An 18,123-nucleotide genomic window follows, 5' to 3' on the forward strand; every position below is an offset into this window, starting at 1 on the left:
TAGCTTAAAAGGAAGCAAATGAGCATAGATTGGAATGCAATTTTAAATGGCACTGTCACTTTTATAATCCTTATAGTATTAAAAGCCTTGCTGGATTTTAGGCTTGCTCAGTTTTTCGTTAAATGGTGTTCGTGGATTCCTTTGAGAAATTATTTTCGTGATAAACCGACACAAATATCAGGTCAGTGGGATCAAGTGTGGAGTTCAGCAAACAGCGCATCTTTCCAGTCAGAAGCTGATCGTCATAGTCACCCAGACATAAAACAGCTGGGATCATATTGCTATGGCGAATTTATTTCGAAGGGTATCAGCTATGTAGTTTTTGGGAGAGTCATAGGTGAATACTTCGTTGGTGACTGGTACGACAAGAAAGACCCAAAAGGATACTTTGGTGCTTTTCAACTCCAAGTCCATGACTCAAAGAATATGAAGGGACGGTGGGTAGGTCATTCCAAAACTGTCCATGAAGTAAAAGGCGATGAATGGATCTGGAAAAAGATCAGCTAACAATCGCAATCAGTCGAAAATATTTTCCGTTCCTTGTTTTGCGGTTTAACGCTACGCTACCGCAAAACAATCCACTACAAATATTCCGCTGTTGCGGGCGTTATGCGTAAGGAGCCAGGTGGGGGCGATGGCGAATAATTGGAATATTCCTGCTGATTTGGAACAGGAAGTCAGGGAAAGAGATCAAGCCTGTGTCTACTGCGGAAATGAATTTCTGTCACATAAAGAGTCGGTAAAGGCATCTGCGAGTTGGGAGCACATTATCAACGATGCTTCGATAATTTCTCGTGAGAATATCTGTCTTTGCTGTCGAGGCTGCAATGCCAGCAAAGGGCAGAAGAGGCTCTCTGATTGGCTGCTTACCAATTATTGCAAAGAGCGTGGCATTACTGCTGATACGGTTGCTCCAGTCATTAAGCAGGCAATCGAAAATTGGCAGTAGCGTCACGCATAACAAGGCACTGCTGCCGACAAGCGACAGAGCGCGGCGTTAACTTTCACACGAGATTAGGGTGCAGATGGAAGAAGCATGCAATGTCATTGCGACATGGATAGACCCAAAACTGATAATACCCGCTTTTATTGCATTGGTTTCTTCAGGTGCTTTCCCATTTCTCCTACACAAGTACAAGGTGAAGAGAGAAAGGGAGGAAAAGCTCTTCGATACTAGGAAAGCAGAGTATCAACAGTATTTTAAAGTCATGGAAAATGCCGCCAGATTAGCAGGTCAAGAATACGCCGATTTCATGGCCACAACTTTACCGGAGGCTTCTCGAAGGCTTTATGAAGAACGCTCATCTCCAGAAAGTATTGTTAACTATCAGAAAGTGATGCACGAGTTCACAAAAGGGGTTCAGGAGGGTTTTCAGAAAGCTACGCATCAGCTGGTAGGCCTGAGGATTGTGTGTTCCAAAAAGCTTGAGCAGTACTTGGACAAGTTTGAGTCCCTATATAAAGAAATTCTTGATTTGCAGCCCAAAATGCTTGAGGAGATTAAAGATTCTTTGGGGGTTGAGGCATTCATTACGGGTGATTTCAATTTTGAATCTCCATCTCAGCTAAAGATGGTGGCATTGGGTAATGAGCTAGGCGATGTGCGCAACCAAATAATCAGGCAAATGAGGTTTGAGCTTGGCTATAAAAGTTAACAAGAAGCAGCAGGCCGACCTTCGGCGGCTGTGCTAGGCGTTAGGCTAAAAGCTTAACTTTAATTATTGCGTCTTTGTTGTTGATAGTTGGAAGGTGTCATTTTTATTTTCTGCTTAAAGAGACGACGAAATACGCTATCGTCCGTATAACCCAGAGAAAGGGCGATTTCCTTTACGGACGTATTGGTGGTTGCTAACAATGTGCAAGCATGGCTTATTCTAACCCCGTCAATAAAGGCTTTGGGGGTTTCTCCGGTTAACTCTTTTAACTTACGATTTAGCGTACGTTCAGAAACAGCCATTATTTTTGCCAAATCACCAGCGCTCATGGTTTGGTAGTGTGCTTTTCGAATGGTATATTCCGCTTTTGCCAGGAATGGATTGTTTGAAGCCTGATACCCCTCCGGCACATACAGGTTTTGAGATTTTGGTATCGCATCAACGACAGAAAAATCAGCCACAACCTTCGCCGTTTCAATACCAGCAAGCTTTTTCACTATATGCAATGCAATAGTGACCCAGGAAAGTGGGCCACCAGCAGTTATGATACCGTTATCATCAATTAATTCACTTGCCCATACCGCATTCGCCTTTGGGAATCGTTGCTTTAATTCATCATGTAACCACCACGTGGTAGTGCATTTTCGGTTATTAAGTAAGCCCGCCTCTCCAAGTGCAAATACACCGCTACAAGAGCCACACATGAGCGCTCCTTTTTTATGTTGTGTAGCCAACCATGAGCTGGTAAGCATATCTGTAGTGGTTTTGGGTGGGTGTCCTTGACCATTTGGAATAAACCCCGGTACCAACACTGCATCGCAATGCTCAATTGAAGCAAAATCAGAGTCGACCTCAAAAATACGCCCATGCCCGTCAGTTATCGGCTGCCCATCATGATTTGCCAAAATCACGTTTGGGTGCCACTCCACCTTCGAAAGTGCTCCATCTCCAGACTTCTGCACAAAATGCAAACCACTTAATGCAAAGATATCAACCATGCCCATAAGCCCTGATGGCAAGGCGTTATTCACTGAAAGAATCACAATTGTCGTCATCCATACACTCCAAACAAATAATGGCAGATATTGCATGAATGTTGTCTTTTTTGCCACTGCTGGTCAGGCTGCGTCAATCCCTACAATGGCACCTCGATTTCAACATAAGGGGAATTTATGAAAATTTTCAATCCTATGCGTAAATCAAATATTTATTTGACTGTATTTCTATTCATGTTAATGAATTCGTCTATATCACGCTCAGAAGTACCAAAACAGGAGGCTGTCATGAAAGAAGCAAGCTATATTCCATTTGAGGCCAAGTCTGGACAAGACAAAGAGCTAACTGCTTTTCTAAAGGAAGGCGCAACACTGGTCGCGCAAACTGAACCCAATACATTGTATTGGTATGCGCTTAAAAAAAACGATGGCAGTTTCGGAATTTTTGATTTTTTTCCAAATGAAGCGGGCCGGTCAGAGCACTTTGCAGGGAAAGTAGCAGCCGCATTAAATGCCAATGCAGATACGCTCGTAGAGCATGGTTGGGATAAGGGGGTTGTTGCTAATATTTCTAACTTTAGCGTTTTATCCTATAAAAAACCTGACACAGACTCAGAAAATGCAACAAGCGCAACTTATATATTGTTAAAAGCTCAACCAGGAAAAGAGCAAGAATTACAGCAGCTATTGATCGGAGCCGCATCTGTTGTCGCAGAAACTGAACCAAAAACGTTGTTATGGACATCACTTAAATTAGATAGCAACACTTTTGGTATTTTTGATACCTTTACCGATGAGAGTGGAAGAGAAGCTCACTTTGCCGGGAAAGTTGCTGCTGCCCTCAAGGCCCAAGCGGATGATCTTGTCGTTGGCGGCTGGGATAACGGTGTTCTAAACAACATTCATAATTTTGAGATTATTGCAGAAGCTGGCAAATAATTTTGGTCTTCTAGCTTGTTTGCTCACAATTAGCCTAACAAAGTGTTCAACTGGACCCAGCTACGCTGGGCCAGTTAACACGGCGTTATGTAATTTATTCTGCAAGAACGCTTGTCGGTCCTTTCCCTGTCATTGAGTCCCTTCCCGCATTCCCCTACATTCATTCCTGGCTGTCTTGAGGGAGGCAGCATGTGATGGCTGTCGATTTCGTGGGGGATGGCCATCTCAGTCGTTACTGTTTCTTGAGGCTGCTGGGGCATATTCAATGACTTCATTCCTGTTTAGGGGTTGGACCAGGGCGGGTGTCCGTGGGGTGGTGTTTGCCGGGATATTGACGGCGTCACTCTCCGTGGCGGCCTCACCCTTGCTGGATGCGCTTGCGATGGCGGATCACGATGCCATGGCTGAGCAGCTCAAAGCGGACCCTGGCCTGGCGTCGATGCCGGATGGGATCGGTGATTCCCCATTGTTGTTGGCAGTGCGTGCGGGGGATCTGGCTGCGGTGAAGCTGCTGGTGGACGCGGGGGCGCCAGTGACCCAGAGCTCTGCCAGTGGCGAGACGCCATTGCAGGTCAGCATGCTTTCAGGGCAGGGTGAGGTGACCCAGTGGTTGCTTCGTCATGGGGCGGAGCCGGATCAGTTTAACGGGGGTGGGCAGTCAGCATTGCACTGGTGTGCCCAGGCCGGTGAGGTGGCGCTGTGCGAGCGATTCCTGAAGGACGGCCTGTCACCTTTGCAGCGGGATGCCACCGGGCTGACACCAATGGATTTGGCGATTGGCTGGGGCCGGTTCGACGCACTGGGCGTTTTGCTTGCTGCTACCCCGACACCGCCTTCCCGGGATGTTGTGACGCTGGACTTTGATGATGATCGTGTCCGCTACTGGAGCGCCCTCTATTGGTCGGGTGACGAGGCGGCTTTGCTGGCCAGCCTGGGCCAGGATTTGCAGTCCTCCTATCCCCATCCTCTCGCGCCCTATATCTGGAGTGCGGTGCACCGCCGCCAGGACACCCTGGAAGCGGCGTTGACACAGGCGTCGCCGGCCCTGAAGCAGGCTCTGGGGATAACGCCACAGGTGCTGATGGCGGTGGATGCCACCCCCCGTCAAGCCTGGAAGGCGTTCCCGGCGGCCGCGACCTATCGGCTCGGTGAGGTGTATGCCCTGGTGGAGTTGGCCGATTCGGCCCGGGATCTGGGTGAGTTCGGGGTCTTTTACGACTACCTGGAAGCCGCGGTTACGCTGGCGCCCAATCACTGGCAGCTGGCCTGGATGTTCGACAACATGACGGCCCTGGATCTGCCAAGGATGCGAGAGCGGGCGGCGGCATTTGCGCAAGCCGAGGCAGTGCATGGCGGGTTTACGGGGGGCTATCTCCAGGCGGTGGTGCCGCAACACAGTTGGAAGAACAGTGATCAGCTGGCCCATGTGGAGCGCTACCTTGAGCGCTGGCCCCATGATGGTCGGGCCTTGGTCGCCCGCTCATTGACGCTCAAGGGAAATGGCTATTACCGAGAGGCGGTCGAGAGCCACATGGCGGGGCTGGCACGCTTTCCGTTTTATGCGGGACGCAGTGATGCCATGGAGCTGTTGATTAAAACCGGTCAGCACGACCGGGCCCGGCGCGTGGCGGAAGGCCTGGCGCGCTGGTATGGAAACGAGGGCGTGCCGGCCCGCGCGGCGCGTTATTACGCGGCAGGACTGCTGGATGACGGTGACAAGGGTGCTGCGCGGGGCGCCTTGTCGGAGGCGTTGGCTCGTTACCCGGACGAGGGCCGGCTGTGGATGGAGCAGGCGCGTTTGGCGTTGGCAGAGCAGCGACCGGATGAGGCGCTGGCGGCGGCCGCGACCGGTTTCCCCTTGATCGAGAGTCCTTCGTCCGGGCAACTGGCGGACTGGTTGCAGGCGTACCGCGACAGTGGTGATCCGCGCGGTGGCGTTAGCGTGTTTGAGCGTTACCGCGAACGGGTCGGCATGCCGTCTGCCAGCCTGCTGAACAGTGTGTTGGAAGATCTGGCGACGCTGCAGGATACCCAGAGGTACCAGGCGTTACTGCGCGAGGCCCGTTCCTATTACCCCCATGACCGTGAGCTGTTGTTGCGTCAGGCGCGGCAGGACGTGGCCGAGGGTCGCCAGGCCTCGGCGCTGGCGTTGCTGGAAGACGGCTTGGCCCGTCATGGCCATTCCCTTGATTATCTGAACCAGACCTATGACGCCCTGTTGGCCGTGCGAGGGGAGGCGTCGGCACGACGTTTTGTGGTTCAGCGGCAGGAACGCATGCCTTGGGAAAAGGCGTCATGGCAATTGGCAAAGCAGCACGGTGCTGGCGAGGAGCCGGCTCTATGGGAAGCGGCGATTGTCGCTGCGCCGACGGAGACGTTTGGTTGTGAGGCGCTGATTGATTATTACGTGTCTGCCAAGGCGTGGCGCCAGGCCCACGATTGGGCGCAACAGTGCCATGAGCGTTTCGTGTCCACGGGGCGGTTGAGTGCCCGCCAGTCCATGTTGCTGTACGACGCCTGGGTCTATGAAAACCAGACCCGGCAGGAGCGGGTGGATAGCGAGACTTTGCGTGAGGCGCAAACGGCGTTTGATGAATTTGCCCGCGGGCATGGCCATTACATGGATTACCTGCGTTACCGGGAAGCCTTTTGTCTGGCGCGGGGGGACAAGTCCTGTGCGGCACAGTCCTTGGCGCAGCGCAGTGCTTATCAGCAGGACAGCACCAGCCATTTTCATGATCTGGTGGCGCGTTATGCCAATGAACTGGGAGCCGACAAGACCTTTGGCTACGGTGCCAGGATGCTGGCGCGATCGCCCTACGACAGCAGCAAGGTGGCGTCGTTTCTGCACAAGCATTTGTTGTGGGGGGGCAGTTCGATTGTGGCACTTAAGGCCATCAATGATGCCGAAACCCGCGGTGTGAGTGTGGACAAGAAATGGCAGCGCCGGGCGCTGGGGAATCTGGGGGATTCCCTGTCCAGTTTCGAGCGTTACACCGTGGCGGGCATGCGCCCCTCGGCGTCACTGCGCTATATCCGCTGGTTCGATGAGGCCCGCCGTGATGCTCTTAGCGCTGATGGTACTCGGGTGTTTTATCAGCTCGACAGCGAGACCCCCGGGGTGGAGATTCTGCTGCCCAGTGGCGAGCAGGTTGTGCGTCAGGATCACCCGGTGTTTGGCAAGCCTTTGTACTTTGCCCGGGGCGCCACGTTTATGCGCCTGGGGTATACCGAGACCGGGCAGCTGACCCGTATTGAAGATTCCAGCGGCCAATCCATGACGTTGCTGTACGACAAGGATGACCAGATCCGCACGCTGATCAGCCCGGAGGGCACGCTGCACTTTACCTACAATGCGTTGGGCAAGCCTGTGCGTATCGTCGAGCAGGATGTGGGCGTGTTGGAGGTAGCGTACGACGAGCAGGGCGAGATTCTGTCGGTGAACTCTGAGCAGGGTCAGCAGATGGCGTTGCGTATTACCCGTTCGTTCCAGTCGCTGCTGGGCATGGTCAATCAGGTCAAGCGGATTCACGATGTGAAACGGTTGCCGCGTCTGAGCGTGAACGACCCACAGGTGGATGTCCTGCGGGTGGAGTACGAAGACACCGAATATCACAGTGCGGAGGAGCAGAAGGCAGCGCTGGCGCTGGCGAAGTATTTGATCGGCCAGGTAGGGGACGACCCTGACTATGTCGGAGAGTCTGAGCGTTTGTTGTATGGCGTTGTGGCGACCGCGCAGGTCCACTCCCGTGAAAAGGCATTCCGCCACCGGGGTGCCCAGGCGGTGACGCTGTTGCATCAACTGTATCGGGAGGTGCGTCCGCGTGGGCTGCCGCAGGAGACCTTCAGTGAGTGGTCGGAGGCCTGGAACTGGTTACGCAGTGCGGAACTGGAGGCGTCGTCGTCCACGTTGCGCAAAGCCCTGGCTGCGGTCAATGAAGCTCCACTGGCGTTGCTTCGGGATGCCCACCGGTTACAGCGTTCCGATTTCAGCAATACCGCTTACTGGAAACGGTACGGCGATCATGAGCTGTTCGGCAAGGCGTTGGCAGGGACAGAAAAACATCAGGTCGTGATGCGTGCCAACGGAGATGTGGTGGTGGCCACTAGCCAGGGATTGTCGGTGCTGCGCGAAGGCTATTGGCACTGGTACGGGTTTGATTTTCGCCAGCAGCGGCTGTCGGCGACTGCAGTGCTATCGGAGCAGGATGCGCGCGCCAACATTCTGGCCGTGACAGAAACCGAGGATGGCATTCTCTGGCTGGGAACGGCCAAGGGCTTGCTGGCAATTCCCGGAGACTACGACGGTGACCTGAAACGCTGGAGTGTGGCCGAAGGTTTGCCGTCGCCACGGGTCATATCGCTCACGTCGTGCGGTAGCCGTGTATGGGCGGGGACCGGTGCCGGGCTGGTGGTGCTGGAGTATGCGCAAGCGACCCCGCAGGCCGTTACGGCGGCAGGTACTCATCCCATTGATCAGCTCTACCGCTTGCCTGGCCGACCCGATGCCTTGCTCTACCGCGCCAACCATCAGGTGTGGTTGTTGTCAGGTGACGCTCCCGTGAGTCTGGGGCGGGGGCAGGACATGACCTTCGACATGGGGCGCATGCGGGTTTACCGGCTGGAGGGCAATCAGGTCTTTGCCCATGCCGTGACGGATGAAAACGGGCGTTGGGAGTGGCTGCAGCAGGATGCTGAGCTGGTCGCCACGGACAGTGACTTGCTGCTGTCAAAACAGGTTCATGGGCTGTCGATGTGGGACCTGGGTAGTGGCGAGGAAGCGTTGGTGGTGAGTACCGACCGGGCCATGAATGTCTTGCAGGGCCACTATTTTGAGGCGCTGGCGCTGCCGTTTGCCGAGCAACGCGGGGGCATGGCTGTCGGGCCGCGGCACTCTTTCAGTGATTCGCGTGGCGTGGTGGTGCTGAGCGACGAGGGTGTGTACACCCGGCTTGGCGAGGGCGCGCAGCAGCTGCAGCAGGCGCCGGTGTACGACCTGTTGGTGAGTCAGACGCTTAACAGTCTTTATGTGGCCATGGGGGACCACATTTTGTTGCTGGGCAATGATCAGCCACTGGAGTCAGCCCAGTATTTTTCTCCCGCCAATGCCCGTGTGCTGGCAGAGGATCAGCACGGCAATCTCCTCACCCATGACGGCTACACGGTTCTGCGTTTTCCCGCCGGCAGCGATCAGCCCCAGGAGTTGTTCTCCGCGCGGCCAGCGGTCGAAGAAAAGGGCTGGCAAGGTGGCGTGGTCGACATGCTGGTGGACCGCGAAGGCACCTTGTGGGTAGTGTCCGGTTCGTCCCTGTTCCGTTACCGCCAAGAGACTCTCACCGAGTTCAACTATCTGCTCGACAGCGAACGTTTCCCGTCACGTAGCCCGATGCTGGCGGGGGTGCATGAAACCCTGGCGGGCGAGATCGAAGTGGTGGCGTCCGATGAGGGGCATCTGACCCATCAGGGGGTGTCGTTGTCTGGCGGGTTGCTGCGCTGGAATGGCAACGGTTTCGAGTATGTGGGCAAGCCGCCACACTGGTTTGCCACGGGCTACACCCCGGTGGATGACAGAACGGCGGTGATTGGCACCAACACTACCTTCGCCCGTGAACTGACGGGGGGCACACGGCAATCGTTTGCCGAGCTCAACGATCCCAGTTACCAGGCACTGGCGGACAAAACCCCACTGCTGTGGCTGGGGGGCGAGGGGGCGCGTTTTCAGGGGAGCAACAGCTGGTTGTTCCCGTCGGCGGGCGGGGTCCTGTTGTATCACGGCGGCACTTGGCTGTACCCGGATCGTCTGAATCAGTTATTGCCGGAGGACGCCGCACTGGGCCAATACGGTGGGCGCACTGTGCATGCGGTAGCGGTGGCCGGCAATGGTCGGGTTTATGTGGGCACCGACCTGGGGCTGCTGCTGTATGACTCCCAAGGGGTGGCGTCGTTACTCAATGACAACCATTTCGGTCAGCTTGCTTTCCGTGAAGAGGACACCCAACAGCAACAGGCGCTCAGTGATATTTTCCTGCCTGCCATATCGGGTGACAGTGACGCCGGGAAAATGCTGGCTCGCTACCGGCAGATGGAAGCGCAGATACGCGAGCTGGAAACCCGGGTGGCGCAGCCGGTGCCCGAGGCGGATGCTGCAACCTTGAGTGGGGCGGCGGCGTCCGGCAGTGCAGTAAAGGGCGTGTCGGATTCGCCCCGTGCTGAGCGTCTGCGGCAGCAACTGAAGAGCAAGAACCGGTTGCGGGAAACGTTGCTGGCACGCATGGAAGCGGAGCATGCGGGGTTGTACCAGATGCTCAAGCTGGACCCCCGTGAAGTGGCCGCGTTGCACCAGCGTTTGAGTGAGGATCAGGCGCTGGTGCAGTATCTGCCGACGCCGGAAAAGTTACTGATCCAGCTGGTAACCCGTGAGGGCGCGCAAATTCGTGAAGTGCAGGTTAGCCGTGCGGATCTGGAGGCCGCCAGTGCGCTGGTGGTAAAAGGCATGCGGTACCGGGCAGCCCATCTGACGGGCAATGACCGCGGGTTGTCGGCTTCCGGGGAGCGTGCGGCAGGGCCTGATGACGATGCGCAGGATGCCAGCCTGGCCTGGTTGTATGACAAGTTACTGCGGCCGGTGGAGCGTGAGCTGGAAGGCAAGCAGCAGGTACTGGTCACACCGGTAGGAGCATTGACGTATTTGCCGTTCCCGGCGCTGTTACGCAAGAAAGAAGGCGATGTGCGCGAGTATGCCGCCGAGCGTTTTAACATCGGTGTCATTCCGTCCATGTATCACCTCAGTCTGGTGCTGCAGCAGAACGAATCCTTCAGTGACGGTTTGACCATGGTGGCCGATCCGGATGGCAGCTTGCCTGGGGCCCGGCAGGAAGTGAGCCGGATTGCCCAGGGAGCACTGGTGGCTCCCACCGTGCTTGAGGGGGCTTCTGCCACCTATGCGAATCTGGCGGGTGCGGTGCAGGATGCCCGAGTGGTGCATCTGGCGACCCATGGTAATCTTGATCCGGCGGTGCCGGCAGACAGCTACCTGTTATTGGCCAATAACTACCGCCTCAGCGTGATTGATATCGCCGGTCTGACCCTGGATCAGACCGATCTGGTCGTGTTGTCGGCCTGTGAAACCGGTATCGGCAAACCTGGTCTGGAGTATGCGACGTTGGCGCGGGCGTTTGCGCTGGCCAGCGTGCCTACCGTGATTGCGTCCTACTGGAAAGTGGATGACGGGGCGACGGCCCGGTTGATGGAGCAATTTTATGGCAACCTGAGGGAATATCCCGGGGAAGGGTATCTGGTTGCCATGGCCCAGGCACAACGGGCCCTGATTGAGGAAGGGGGACGGTATTCCGAACCGGCAGCGTGGGCTGCGTTTACGTTGTTCGGGAAGCCGTAAAAACAATCTTCATTGCTGTCGAAAAGCGGCTTGCTGGCCATCCCAATTCAACAGCAATGGACAGTATGGGTGCAGGAACAATGACGCTATCGGGAACCGGGAAGTGGCTGTGCGGCGCGATGTTGGCGGGTGGCATGCTGGTGTCACCGGTACAGGCTGCCAGGCATGCCTTGCTGGTAGGGGTGGCGGATTACCCAAATCTGCCGGCCTCGCTGCAGTTGGATGGCCCTGCCCATGATGCTGAAATCGTGCAAGCCATGCTGCGCCAGCGCGGATTCAAGCAGGACAATATCGAGCAGCTGATTACTGCAGAAGGCAAGACCCTGCCTACCCGGGCTAATATTCTGGCGGCGCTGGAGCGGTTGTCTGCATCTGCCAGCGAAGATGATTTCTATTACCTGCATTTCGCCGGTCATGGTAGCCGCCAGCCGGCAAAGGCTACGGACAATACCGAGCCCGACGGGCTGGATGAAATCTTTTTGCCCACCGATGCTGCGGAATGGGACAGCTATATCGGTTCGGTAAAGAACGCGATTCTGGATGATGAAATCGCCCACTATGTCGACCGTATTCGTGATCGCGGGGCCGATGTGTGGCTGGTGTTTGACAGTTGTCATTCCGGCACCATGACCCGGGGGGCAACGGCCATGCCGGAGGTAAAGTACCGCCGTGTGGACAGTGCGGTCCTGGGGATTCCCGACGCACCATTAATTCACCGTCCCTCCCCCATGGTGTCCGAGACCCGGGCGCGGGGTTTCCTGGGAGAGGTGTTCAGCGGTACGCCGGAAGATGAGCCGCCGCGCAAGCGGGGAGAGCTGATTGCCTTCTCTGCGGCGCAGAGTGCAGAGACCACACCGGAAATGAAACTGCCTCGCGGGGCGCCGGATCGCCGTTTTCATGGCCTTTTTACCTACACCTTGATGGAAGTGCTTGGGGCCAACCCGCAGCTGAGCTATCAGCAGCTGGCCCAGCAGGTGCTGTCCCGTTACCAGAGCTTGCCGTGGCAGGCGACCCAGCCGTTATTCAGTGCCAGCGACATGAGCCGTCCGGTATTCAATGACGATGCCCCGGCAGAGCCGTCTTACTTTGCGACTTTCAAGAACGGCAAGCTGGATATTCAGGCGGGCTCCCTGTCGCTGCTGGGCACGGGGGCCACGGTGACGATCTACGATTCGCCGGTAGGCAAGGCAAAGAACGCGCTCGGCACAGTGAGGCTGGATGGTGCTACCCCGGTGCGTAGCTGGGCCATGCCGGAGGAAGAACAAAGCAAGGACTGGCCGGCAACGTTGTACGTACGACTGGAAAAGCCGGTGCTGACGACCGAGGTCAACGTGGCCCTGTTGCCATCCGCCTCCATGAGCAACAAGGACGAGAAGCGCCTGCAGAAGGCGTTGGCAGAAATCGAGAAGTCTGGCATCGGGATCAAGGTGTCGGCACTGGATGCCGCCGACATTCTGGTCAGCGAGTTTGATGAGCAGCTGTGGTTCCTGCAGGCAGATCAGAGCCTGCCCTGCGAAGAGCAGCAGCTGGCAGAAGCGGCGCGCAAGGTTTGTGCCGAAACCCGTCTGCCGCAACGCCTGCTCAACCTGGCATTGCCGGACAGCAAGGATCGCCAGCTGGCGGTCCTGCAAGGCGGCCTGAGCAAGATCGCGAACGTCACCCGCTTGATGTCCAGCGTGCAGCACCTGCCCGGTGCCCAGCAGCAGCTCAAGGTGAGTTTCCGCATTGAACATGATGGTGAGCAGAGCGAGTTTCCGGTGAATGGCCAGCCGGTGCTGACCGAGGGTGACCGCATCCTGTTCAGCGTAACCAACGAAGGTCGTCAGCCCCAGGATGTGAGCATCCTGTTCGTGGATAGTCAGTACGGTATCACCCAGCTGTACCCGGACAGCGGCCAGCCCAATCGTCTGGCCAGTGGCGAGTCGCTGAACTTTGAGTGGGATGTGAATGTGGAAACCGTGGGTATGGAGCATCTGTTGGTAAGCAGTCAGCCCGGCAATGGTGTTAACAGCAACCTGGGCTATCTGCAGCAGGCGCCACTGAATGTCACCACCCGGGGCCTCGGTAGCAGCAAGCCGCCGCAGTCATCAGGATTGAATCTTTTTACTTGGCAGGTCAGTCACTAGGCCGCATCGCGAGCGGTTTTTCTGTGCTTAAGGTGAGAAAACAAGGTTAAAAATAATGTTTAAAAGGAAGGAAGTGTTATGAAAAAAATGGTCGGAACCTTTGCGATTATGGCGACACTCGGGCTGGCATCCAGCCCTGCTTTGGCCTGGCGCTGTGATGCAGCCAGCCCCTCTGCCTGGGGGTGGGGTAGCTCCAGCTCACGTTCTACTGCGGTGAGTATTGCATTGCAGGAGTGCGCAATTCGCACCCCTTGGGGACAGGCTTGTTACATCCAGCGCTGTGTTAATACCCGTTCTCTGGAAGGTGATGCCCTGGACGCAGGTGGTGATGCAGGCAAGCCAGAGTACATGGGTAAGGATGACAAACTGGACTTCAGCAGTGAAGCCCATGAGACGCAGGGCGGTGCTATGGAGCCCGCCAAGTAGCCCCGTCCAATGGATGGTGAAGTAAAAAGAACCGCCTTTTCAGGCGGTTTTTTTATCGCGGAATTGCGAGAATGTGCTGCCCCTAACGTTTTAGTTTGCCTTTGGAGAAATGGATGTCCGGTGGGAGATTCTGCTTGCTGAACTTCCCACAAAAACAACAAAGGTAGTTTCACCACAGAGGCCACAGAGACCTCTGTGGTGAAAAGATCCTGGTTCGTTATCGCGCCGTCACCGAGCGTAGCGAAGGAACGCCCGCAGGGCGGCCCGAAGGGCGGGCGCAGCGAATAACCGACGCTTCTGCGGGGTGGGCAACTTGCGAGGAGAAGCTGGAGCAGCTTTGTGGGAGCGTTGGTTCCACCGCGAATCGTGGTCGTACCCGGAGGGCATAGCGAACGATCACTCCTGCAGGTGTTGTCGTGTTTTTTGGAAGGCAGGATCAGTCACAAAAAATGCGCCTGATCTTGCTGTAGGAGCGTCGCTCGCGGCGCGATAATCCAAACCTTGAAGGCGACTGTTACCACAGATGGCACAGAGATCATTGAGTTAGAACAATAAATTTCTCTGTGGATCTGTGAACTCTGTGGTGAAAAGGGCTTTGGTCCTGGCTTGTGATCGCGCCGCGAGCGACGCTCCTACGGGGAGCTACTTGTGCTTGGGCAGCAGTGACTGTGCTATCGCGTCAACCGTTGCTGAAGCTCGTTGCGCTGCGTGGTCACGTCATCACAACTGACGCTTTCCGGCAGCGGGGCGAAGCCGTCGATGTCTGCGGGGCGGGTGAGCTGTTCCAGTTTGTCGGGCGCCGTGTTGCAGAGGGCATCGCTAAGCAGTAGCCAGCGGCCCCACTCATGGCGGACGGTGAGCTGTTCGCCGAACTGCTGGCGGTAGTGTTCGCTGGCGAGGGCCAGTTGGGCCTTGCCGATGCCGGCAAAGCTGCTCAGTACGCCTTGGGATTGCTGCCCATCGTGGATTCCGGCGAGGATTTCGTTGATGTCGTCGGGCTGTGCAACGGGCAGGTCGCGCATGTTGGGTTGTTCATCCAGATAACTGCTCAGCTCGGGAGAAAATTGCTGATAGGCCTGATCCAGTGTCAGCGGATCCATGCCGGGTTTCAGTGCCAGCCACCCAGCAAAGAGCGCGGCTGCCGCTGCGGTGAGGCCGCCGGCCGGTTGCCACCAGCGCCGAGGTTTGCGTGTGGCGCTCGACAGGTTGAGCACATTGTTGTGCTCGACCCACAGGTCCTGATCGTTGAGTAATCGGTGCCAGCGACGGTACAACGCAGGGTCATGGGCAAGGTGGCTGATGACCTCGGCACGGCGCTGCGGGTCCAGCAAATTGTCCAGTAAGGCCGCCAGGTCCTCATCATCCGGTGGCGTACCCTGAAGAGTGGGGCGCTCCGATAACGCCAGAGCAATACGGCTCAGGTACTCCCCCTGCCGTTTGCTGGATGTGTGTTCTTTCATAGTCGCTTACCCCTGACTACTGAGATGGACAGTTGCCCTGGATGAACGCAGAAACCGGACATCATTGCCAGTCCTCCGGCAGCAAGTGGTGCGCCTGTAGTACTTCCCGTATGTGGGCCACAGCCCGTTTCGCCTGTCGTGCAGGTTGATGGGCTGGCAGGTTAAGCGTGCGGGCAATCGCACTGAACTTGATGCCATCGACATGGGCCATGCGCAGTATCAGGCGTTGTTCATCGGTGAGGCGGAGTGCCGCACGAACTGCGTGCAGCGTCTCTGTGCTCTGCCATTGGCTGGCTGGCCGGGCGGGTTCTTCATCGAGAATCAGTTGATGAAGCAGAAGCAACAAGGGTTCGAGTGTGTCAGCGGATGCGGTGTCGTTGGCGTCCGGTTCCTGATAGTGCTCTTCCAGTGAGACCTCGCCCGTTTGTTGTCCACACCAGGGCAGTTTCCCCTTGATGGTGCGAACCATCTGCTCAAGGGTGTCAGGGTCACGTAACGTTTCGTCCTGACCGGCCAGACGTTCGATGGCTACCGGGACCGGTTGGCGTTCCAGGCAGATGAACTTCCACAGCGTGAGCCAGGCGTCCCCCAGCTGTTGCAGCCATGCGGGCGGGCGGATACGGCCAAAGCGTTTGCGGGCGTATTCCTCCACCAGGTTGCTACAAAGGGTGTACAGATAGGTTTCCGGGCGAGATTTGCCGGTAAATTTCCGGCACAGCTTCCAGTCGCTTTCACACAAATGTTCAAGCACGTAGTCGCTGGCGATTTCCGCATCGGTGGTATGGCCGAAGCGTCGTTCGCACAGGGCGCGTATCCGGCCCTGTGTCTGTTCGCTGAACACGATGCCAGGCCAGTCTGTGTCCATTGCTGACGTAGTAACAGCCATTCTCCTTTTTCCCCAGAGGCTGATTCAAGCATAAACACGGGAAGCATGAAATCCTGTTAAGGCCGGTAGTAGCCTTGAAAAAAACTCTATAGGGTAGAAACGAGCATGGTCTTTCATTCATGAACAACACAGGGAAGAGAGATGGCTGAGAAGGGAATAATGCGAAACTCCACAATTCTGGTCCCGGTATTCCTGCCGGCGGTGATTGTTTCGCTGCTGCTGATCATCGGTACCATTAGCGACCCGGAAGCGGCCGGCGAGCTGTTCCAGCAGGCGCAAAGCTGGATCACAGAAACGTTTGGCTGGTTCTACATGCTGGTGGTGGCGCTGTTTTTCATCTTTATCGTCGGCATTGCGTTGACCTCCTGGGGCAATATCAAGCTGGGGCCGGATCATTGTGAGCCCGAGTATTCCTTTCCTGAATGGTTCGCCATGCTGTTCTCAGCCGGTTACGGCATTGCATTGCTGTTCTTTGGCGTTGCTGAACCGGTGCTGCATTACGCCGAGCCGCCGGTGGGCGCCCCGGAAACCGTGGATGCCGCCAAACAGGCCATGCAGATTGCCTTCTTCCACTGGGGGTTTCATATCTGGGCGATCTACGGCCTGGTAGGGCTGGTGATGGCGTATTTTGCCTTCCGTCACGGCTTGCCCCTGTCCATGCGTTCGGCCTTTTATCCGCTGATCGGCGACAAGATTCATGGGCCCATAGGCCATGCCATCGATGTGTTCGCCATTCTTGGCACCATGTTCGGAATTGCCACCACCCTCGGGCTGTCTGCGGCGCAGATCAATGCCGGGCTGAATTATTTATGGGATGTGCCGGTGGCTACCTGGGTGCAAATTACCGCGATCGCCCTGGTTACCCTGGCTGCCACCGCGTCAGTCGTGGCGGGCATGGACAAGGGCGTGAAGCGCCTGTCGATTCTGAACATGGTGCTGGCGATTGCCCTGATGTCGTTTGTGTTCGTGGTGGGGCCGACGATTCATATCCTGGAAAGTTTTGTACAGAACACCGGCAGTTACCTGAGCAATATTGTCGAGCGGACATTCAATCTGCAGGCCTACACCCACAGCGACTGGATTGGTAACTGGACCCTGTTTATTTTCAGCTGGACCATCGCCTGGGCGCCTTTTGTCGGCTTGTTTATTGCCAAGATCAGCCGTGGTCGCACCATTCGCCAGTTTGTGGTGGGGGTCATGCTGGTCCCGACCATTTTCACGTTCTTGTGGTTCTCGGTCTTTGGCGATACCGCCCTCAACATGATCATGAACCAGGGTGTGACGGTGCTGGTGGAAGAGGTACAAGCAGACAAGGCGGTGGCCTTGTTCCAGATGTTTGATCTGCTTCCCTGGTCTACGTTTATTTCTTTCCTGGCGGTGTTGTTGATCATCACCTTCTTTGTCACGTCGTCGGATTCTGGCTCGCTGGTGGTGGATTCACTGGCGTCGGGTGGTGTGCTGCAAACGCCTGCCTGGCAGCGGATTTTCTGGGCGTCCCTGGAAGGGGTGATTGCGTCGGTGCTGTTGCTGGCGGGCGGGTTGAGTGCGCTGCAGACCATGACCATTGTCAGTGCGCTGCCGTTTGCGGTGGTGATCATTCTCGCGGCAGTGGGGATGTGGCGTGCGCTGGTGATCGAGAAGCACCGGGAAGTGAGCCTGCAGGCTCATATGGCCACCATGCGGAATATGACGGGCTCTCAATGGCGCCATCGTTTGACCGCCATGATTCGCTACCCGACTCGTGACGAAGTCGAAACCTTTATTCGCGGCACTGCCATGGAAAGCCTGAAAGAGGTGGTGGACGAATTGCGCAAGGCCGGTTGGGATGCCGGGGTAGAGTTTGATGAATCCCTGGTGCGCGCCGAGCTGGTCGTCAATCGCGATGGCCATGTGGGCTTCATTTATGACATTCGCCTGATTACCAACCCGATCCCCGAGTTTGCCTATGCGGGCAAGGCCGGGCCGGAATCGGAAAAGGAATACTGTCGGGCCGAGGTGTTCCTGCGCCGGGGTGGTCGTTCCTATGATGTGTATGGCTATGATGGCAACGACATCATTCAGGATGTGCTGGATCAGTTTGGTAACTACCTGCACTTCCTGGACAGTACCCCTGGCAAGTTGCCCTGGGAGATGGCAGAGCACGATGACTTGCTGCATCCTGCCACGGACAAACCGGGCGACCCATAGATCGCCTTTCGAAACGCCGCATCAATGTTTAACTCATTTACATAAAGGACAAA

Annotated in this window: 11 protein-coding genes; 8 read left to right on the forward strand and 3 right to left on the reverse strand. The window is 56.3% G+C overall.

The genetic code is table 11. The features are described from left to right. Window positions 1-18: 18 nt before the first annotated feature. The 3 genes from A15D_RS12710 (at window position 19) to A15D_RS12720 (ending at window position 1,655) form a co-directional block, all read left to right on the forward strand. Complete coding sequence (locus tag A15D_RS12710) at window positions 19-507, forward strand: hypothetical protein (protein ID WP_102792256.1); 489 nt, start codon at window positions 19-21, stop codon at window positions 505-507. Window positions 508-634: 127 nt separating this feature from the next. Continuing rightward, window positions 635-949, forward strand: coding sequence for an HNH endonuclease (locus tag A15D_RS12715; protein ID WP_102792257.1), 315 nt, complete (start codon window positions 635-637; stop codon window positions 947-949). Between the two features lie 70 nt (window positions 950-1,019). After that, complete coding sequence (locus A15D_RS12720; RefSeq protein ID WP_102792258.1) at window positions 1,020-1,655, forward strand: hypothetical protein; 636 nt, start codon at window positions 1,020-1,022, stop codon at window positions 1,653-1,655. A 59-nt stretch (window positions 1,656-1,714) separates the two neighbouring features. Here A15D_RS12720 and A15D_RS12725 read toward each other — a convergent pair whose 3' ends face one another. Beyond that, window positions 1,715-2,710: a GlxA family transcriptional regulator gene (locus tag A15D_RS12725; RefSeq protein ID WP_102792259.1), complete on the reverse strand. Its 996-nt coding sequence runs from the start codon at window positions 2,708-2,710 to the stop codon at window positions 1,715-1,717. A gap of 117 nt (window positions 2,711-2,827) precedes the next feature. Here A15D_RS12725 and A15D_RS12730 point away from each other — a divergent pair, with 117 nt between their 5' ends. The 4 genes from A15D_RS12730 (at window position 2,828) to A15D_RS12745 (ending at window position 13,537) form a co-directional block, all read left to right on the forward strand. Further along, window positions 2,828-3,589, forward strand: coding sequence for a putative quinol monooxygenase (locus A15D_RS12730; RefSeq protein ID WP_233192230.1), 762 nt, complete (start codon window positions 2,828-2,830; stop codon window positions 3,587-3,589). A gap of 265 nt (window positions 3,590-3,854) precedes the next feature. Next, window positions 3,855-10,985 (forward strand): CHAT domain-containing protein, encoded by a 7,131-nt coding sequence (locus A15D_RS12735; RefSeq protein ID WP_102792261.1) that lies wholly within the window; start codon window positions 3,855-3,857, stop codon window positions 10,983-10,985. Between the two features lie 65 nt (window positions 10,986-11,050). After that, window positions 11,051-13,111: a caspase family protein gene (locus tag A15D_RS12740; protein ID WP_158245811.1), complete on the forward strand. Its 2,061-nt coding sequence runs from the start codon at window positions 11,051-11,053 to the stop codon at window positions 13,109-13,111. Window positions 13,112-13,189: 78 nt separating this feature from the next. Further along, window positions 13,190-13,537 (forward strand): hypothetical protein, encoded by a 348-nt coding sequence (locus A15D_RS12745; protein ID WP_102792263.1) that lies wholly within the window; start codon window positions 13,190-13,192, stop codon window positions 13,535-13,537. Between the two features lie 671 nt (window positions 13,538-14,208). Here A15D_RS12745 and A15D_RS12750 read toward each other — a convergent pair. Further along, window positions 14,209-14,997, reverse strand: coding sequence for a hypothetical protein (locus A15D_RS12750; protein ID WP_102792264.1), 789 nt, complete (start codon window positions 14,995-14,997; stop codon window positions 14,209-14,211). Window positions 14,998-15,058: 61 nt separating this feature from the next. After that, window positions 15,059-15,883 carry an RNA polymerase sigma factor gene (locus A15D_RS12755; protein ID WP_102792265.1) on the reverse strand — a complete coding sequence of 275 codons (825 nt, stop codon included), beginning with the start codon at window positions 15,881-15,883 and terminating at the stop codon, window positions 15,059-15,061. A gap of 141 nt (window positions 15,884-16,024) precedes the next feature. On the opposite strand from A15D_RS12755, the gene A15D_RS12760 reads away from it, so the two are divergent. Beyond that, on the forward strand, window positions 16,025-18,070 hold the full coding sequence (locus A15D_RS12760; RefSeq protein ID WP_102792266.1) for a BCCT family transporter: 2,046 nt from the start codon (window positions 16,025-16,027) through the stop codon (window positions 18,068-18,070). The last annotated feature ends 53 nt before the right edge of the window (window positions 18,071-18,123 follow it).

Origin of the sequence: Alcanivorax sp. MD8A (assembly GCF_002888555.1) — a bacterium.
Taxonomy (GTDB): domain Bacteria; phylum Pseudomonadota; class Gammaproteobacteria; order Pseudomonadales; family Alcanivoracaceae; genus Alcanivorax.

Coding starts and splice junctions, on each gene's coding strand:
- A15D_RS12745 (WP_102792263.1), top strand. CDS start 13,190: ATGAAAAAAATGGTCGGAACCTTTGCGATTATGGCGACACTCGGGCTG.
- A15D_RS12735 (WP_102792261.1), top strand. CDS start 3,855: ATGACTTCATTCCTGTTTAGGGGTTGGACCAGGGCGGGTGTCCGTGGG.
- A15D_RS12740 (WP_158245811.1), top strand. CDS start 11,051: ATGGGTGCAGGAACAATGACGCTATCGGGAACCGGGAAGTGGCTGTGC.
- A15D_RS12760 (WP_102792266.1), top strand. CDS start 16,025: ATGGCTGAGAAGGGAATAATGCGAAACTCCACAATTCTGGTCCCGGTA.
- A15D_RS12715 (WP_102792257.1), top strand. CDS start 635: ATGGCGAATAATTGGAATATTCCTGCTGATTTGGAACAGGAAGTCAGG.
- A15D_RS12725 (WP_102792259.1), bottom strand. CDS start 2,710: ATGACGACAATTGTGATTCTTTCAGTGAATAACGCCTTGCCATCAGGG.
- A15D_RS12755 (WP_102792265.1), bottom strand. CDS start 15,883: ATGGCTGTTACTACGTCAGCAATGGACACAGACTGGCCTGGCATCGTG.
- A15D_RS12750 (WP_102792264.1), bottom strand. CDS start 14,997: ATGAAAGAACACACATCCAGCAAACGGCAGGGGGAGTACCTGAGCCGT.
- A15D_RS12730 (WP_233192230.1), top strand. CDS start 2,828: ATGAAAATTTTCAATCCTATGCGTAAATCAAATATTTATTTGACTGTA.
- A15D_RS12710 (WP_102792256.1), top strand. CDS start 19: ATGAGCATAGATTGGAATGCAATTTTAAATGGCACTGTCACTTTTATA.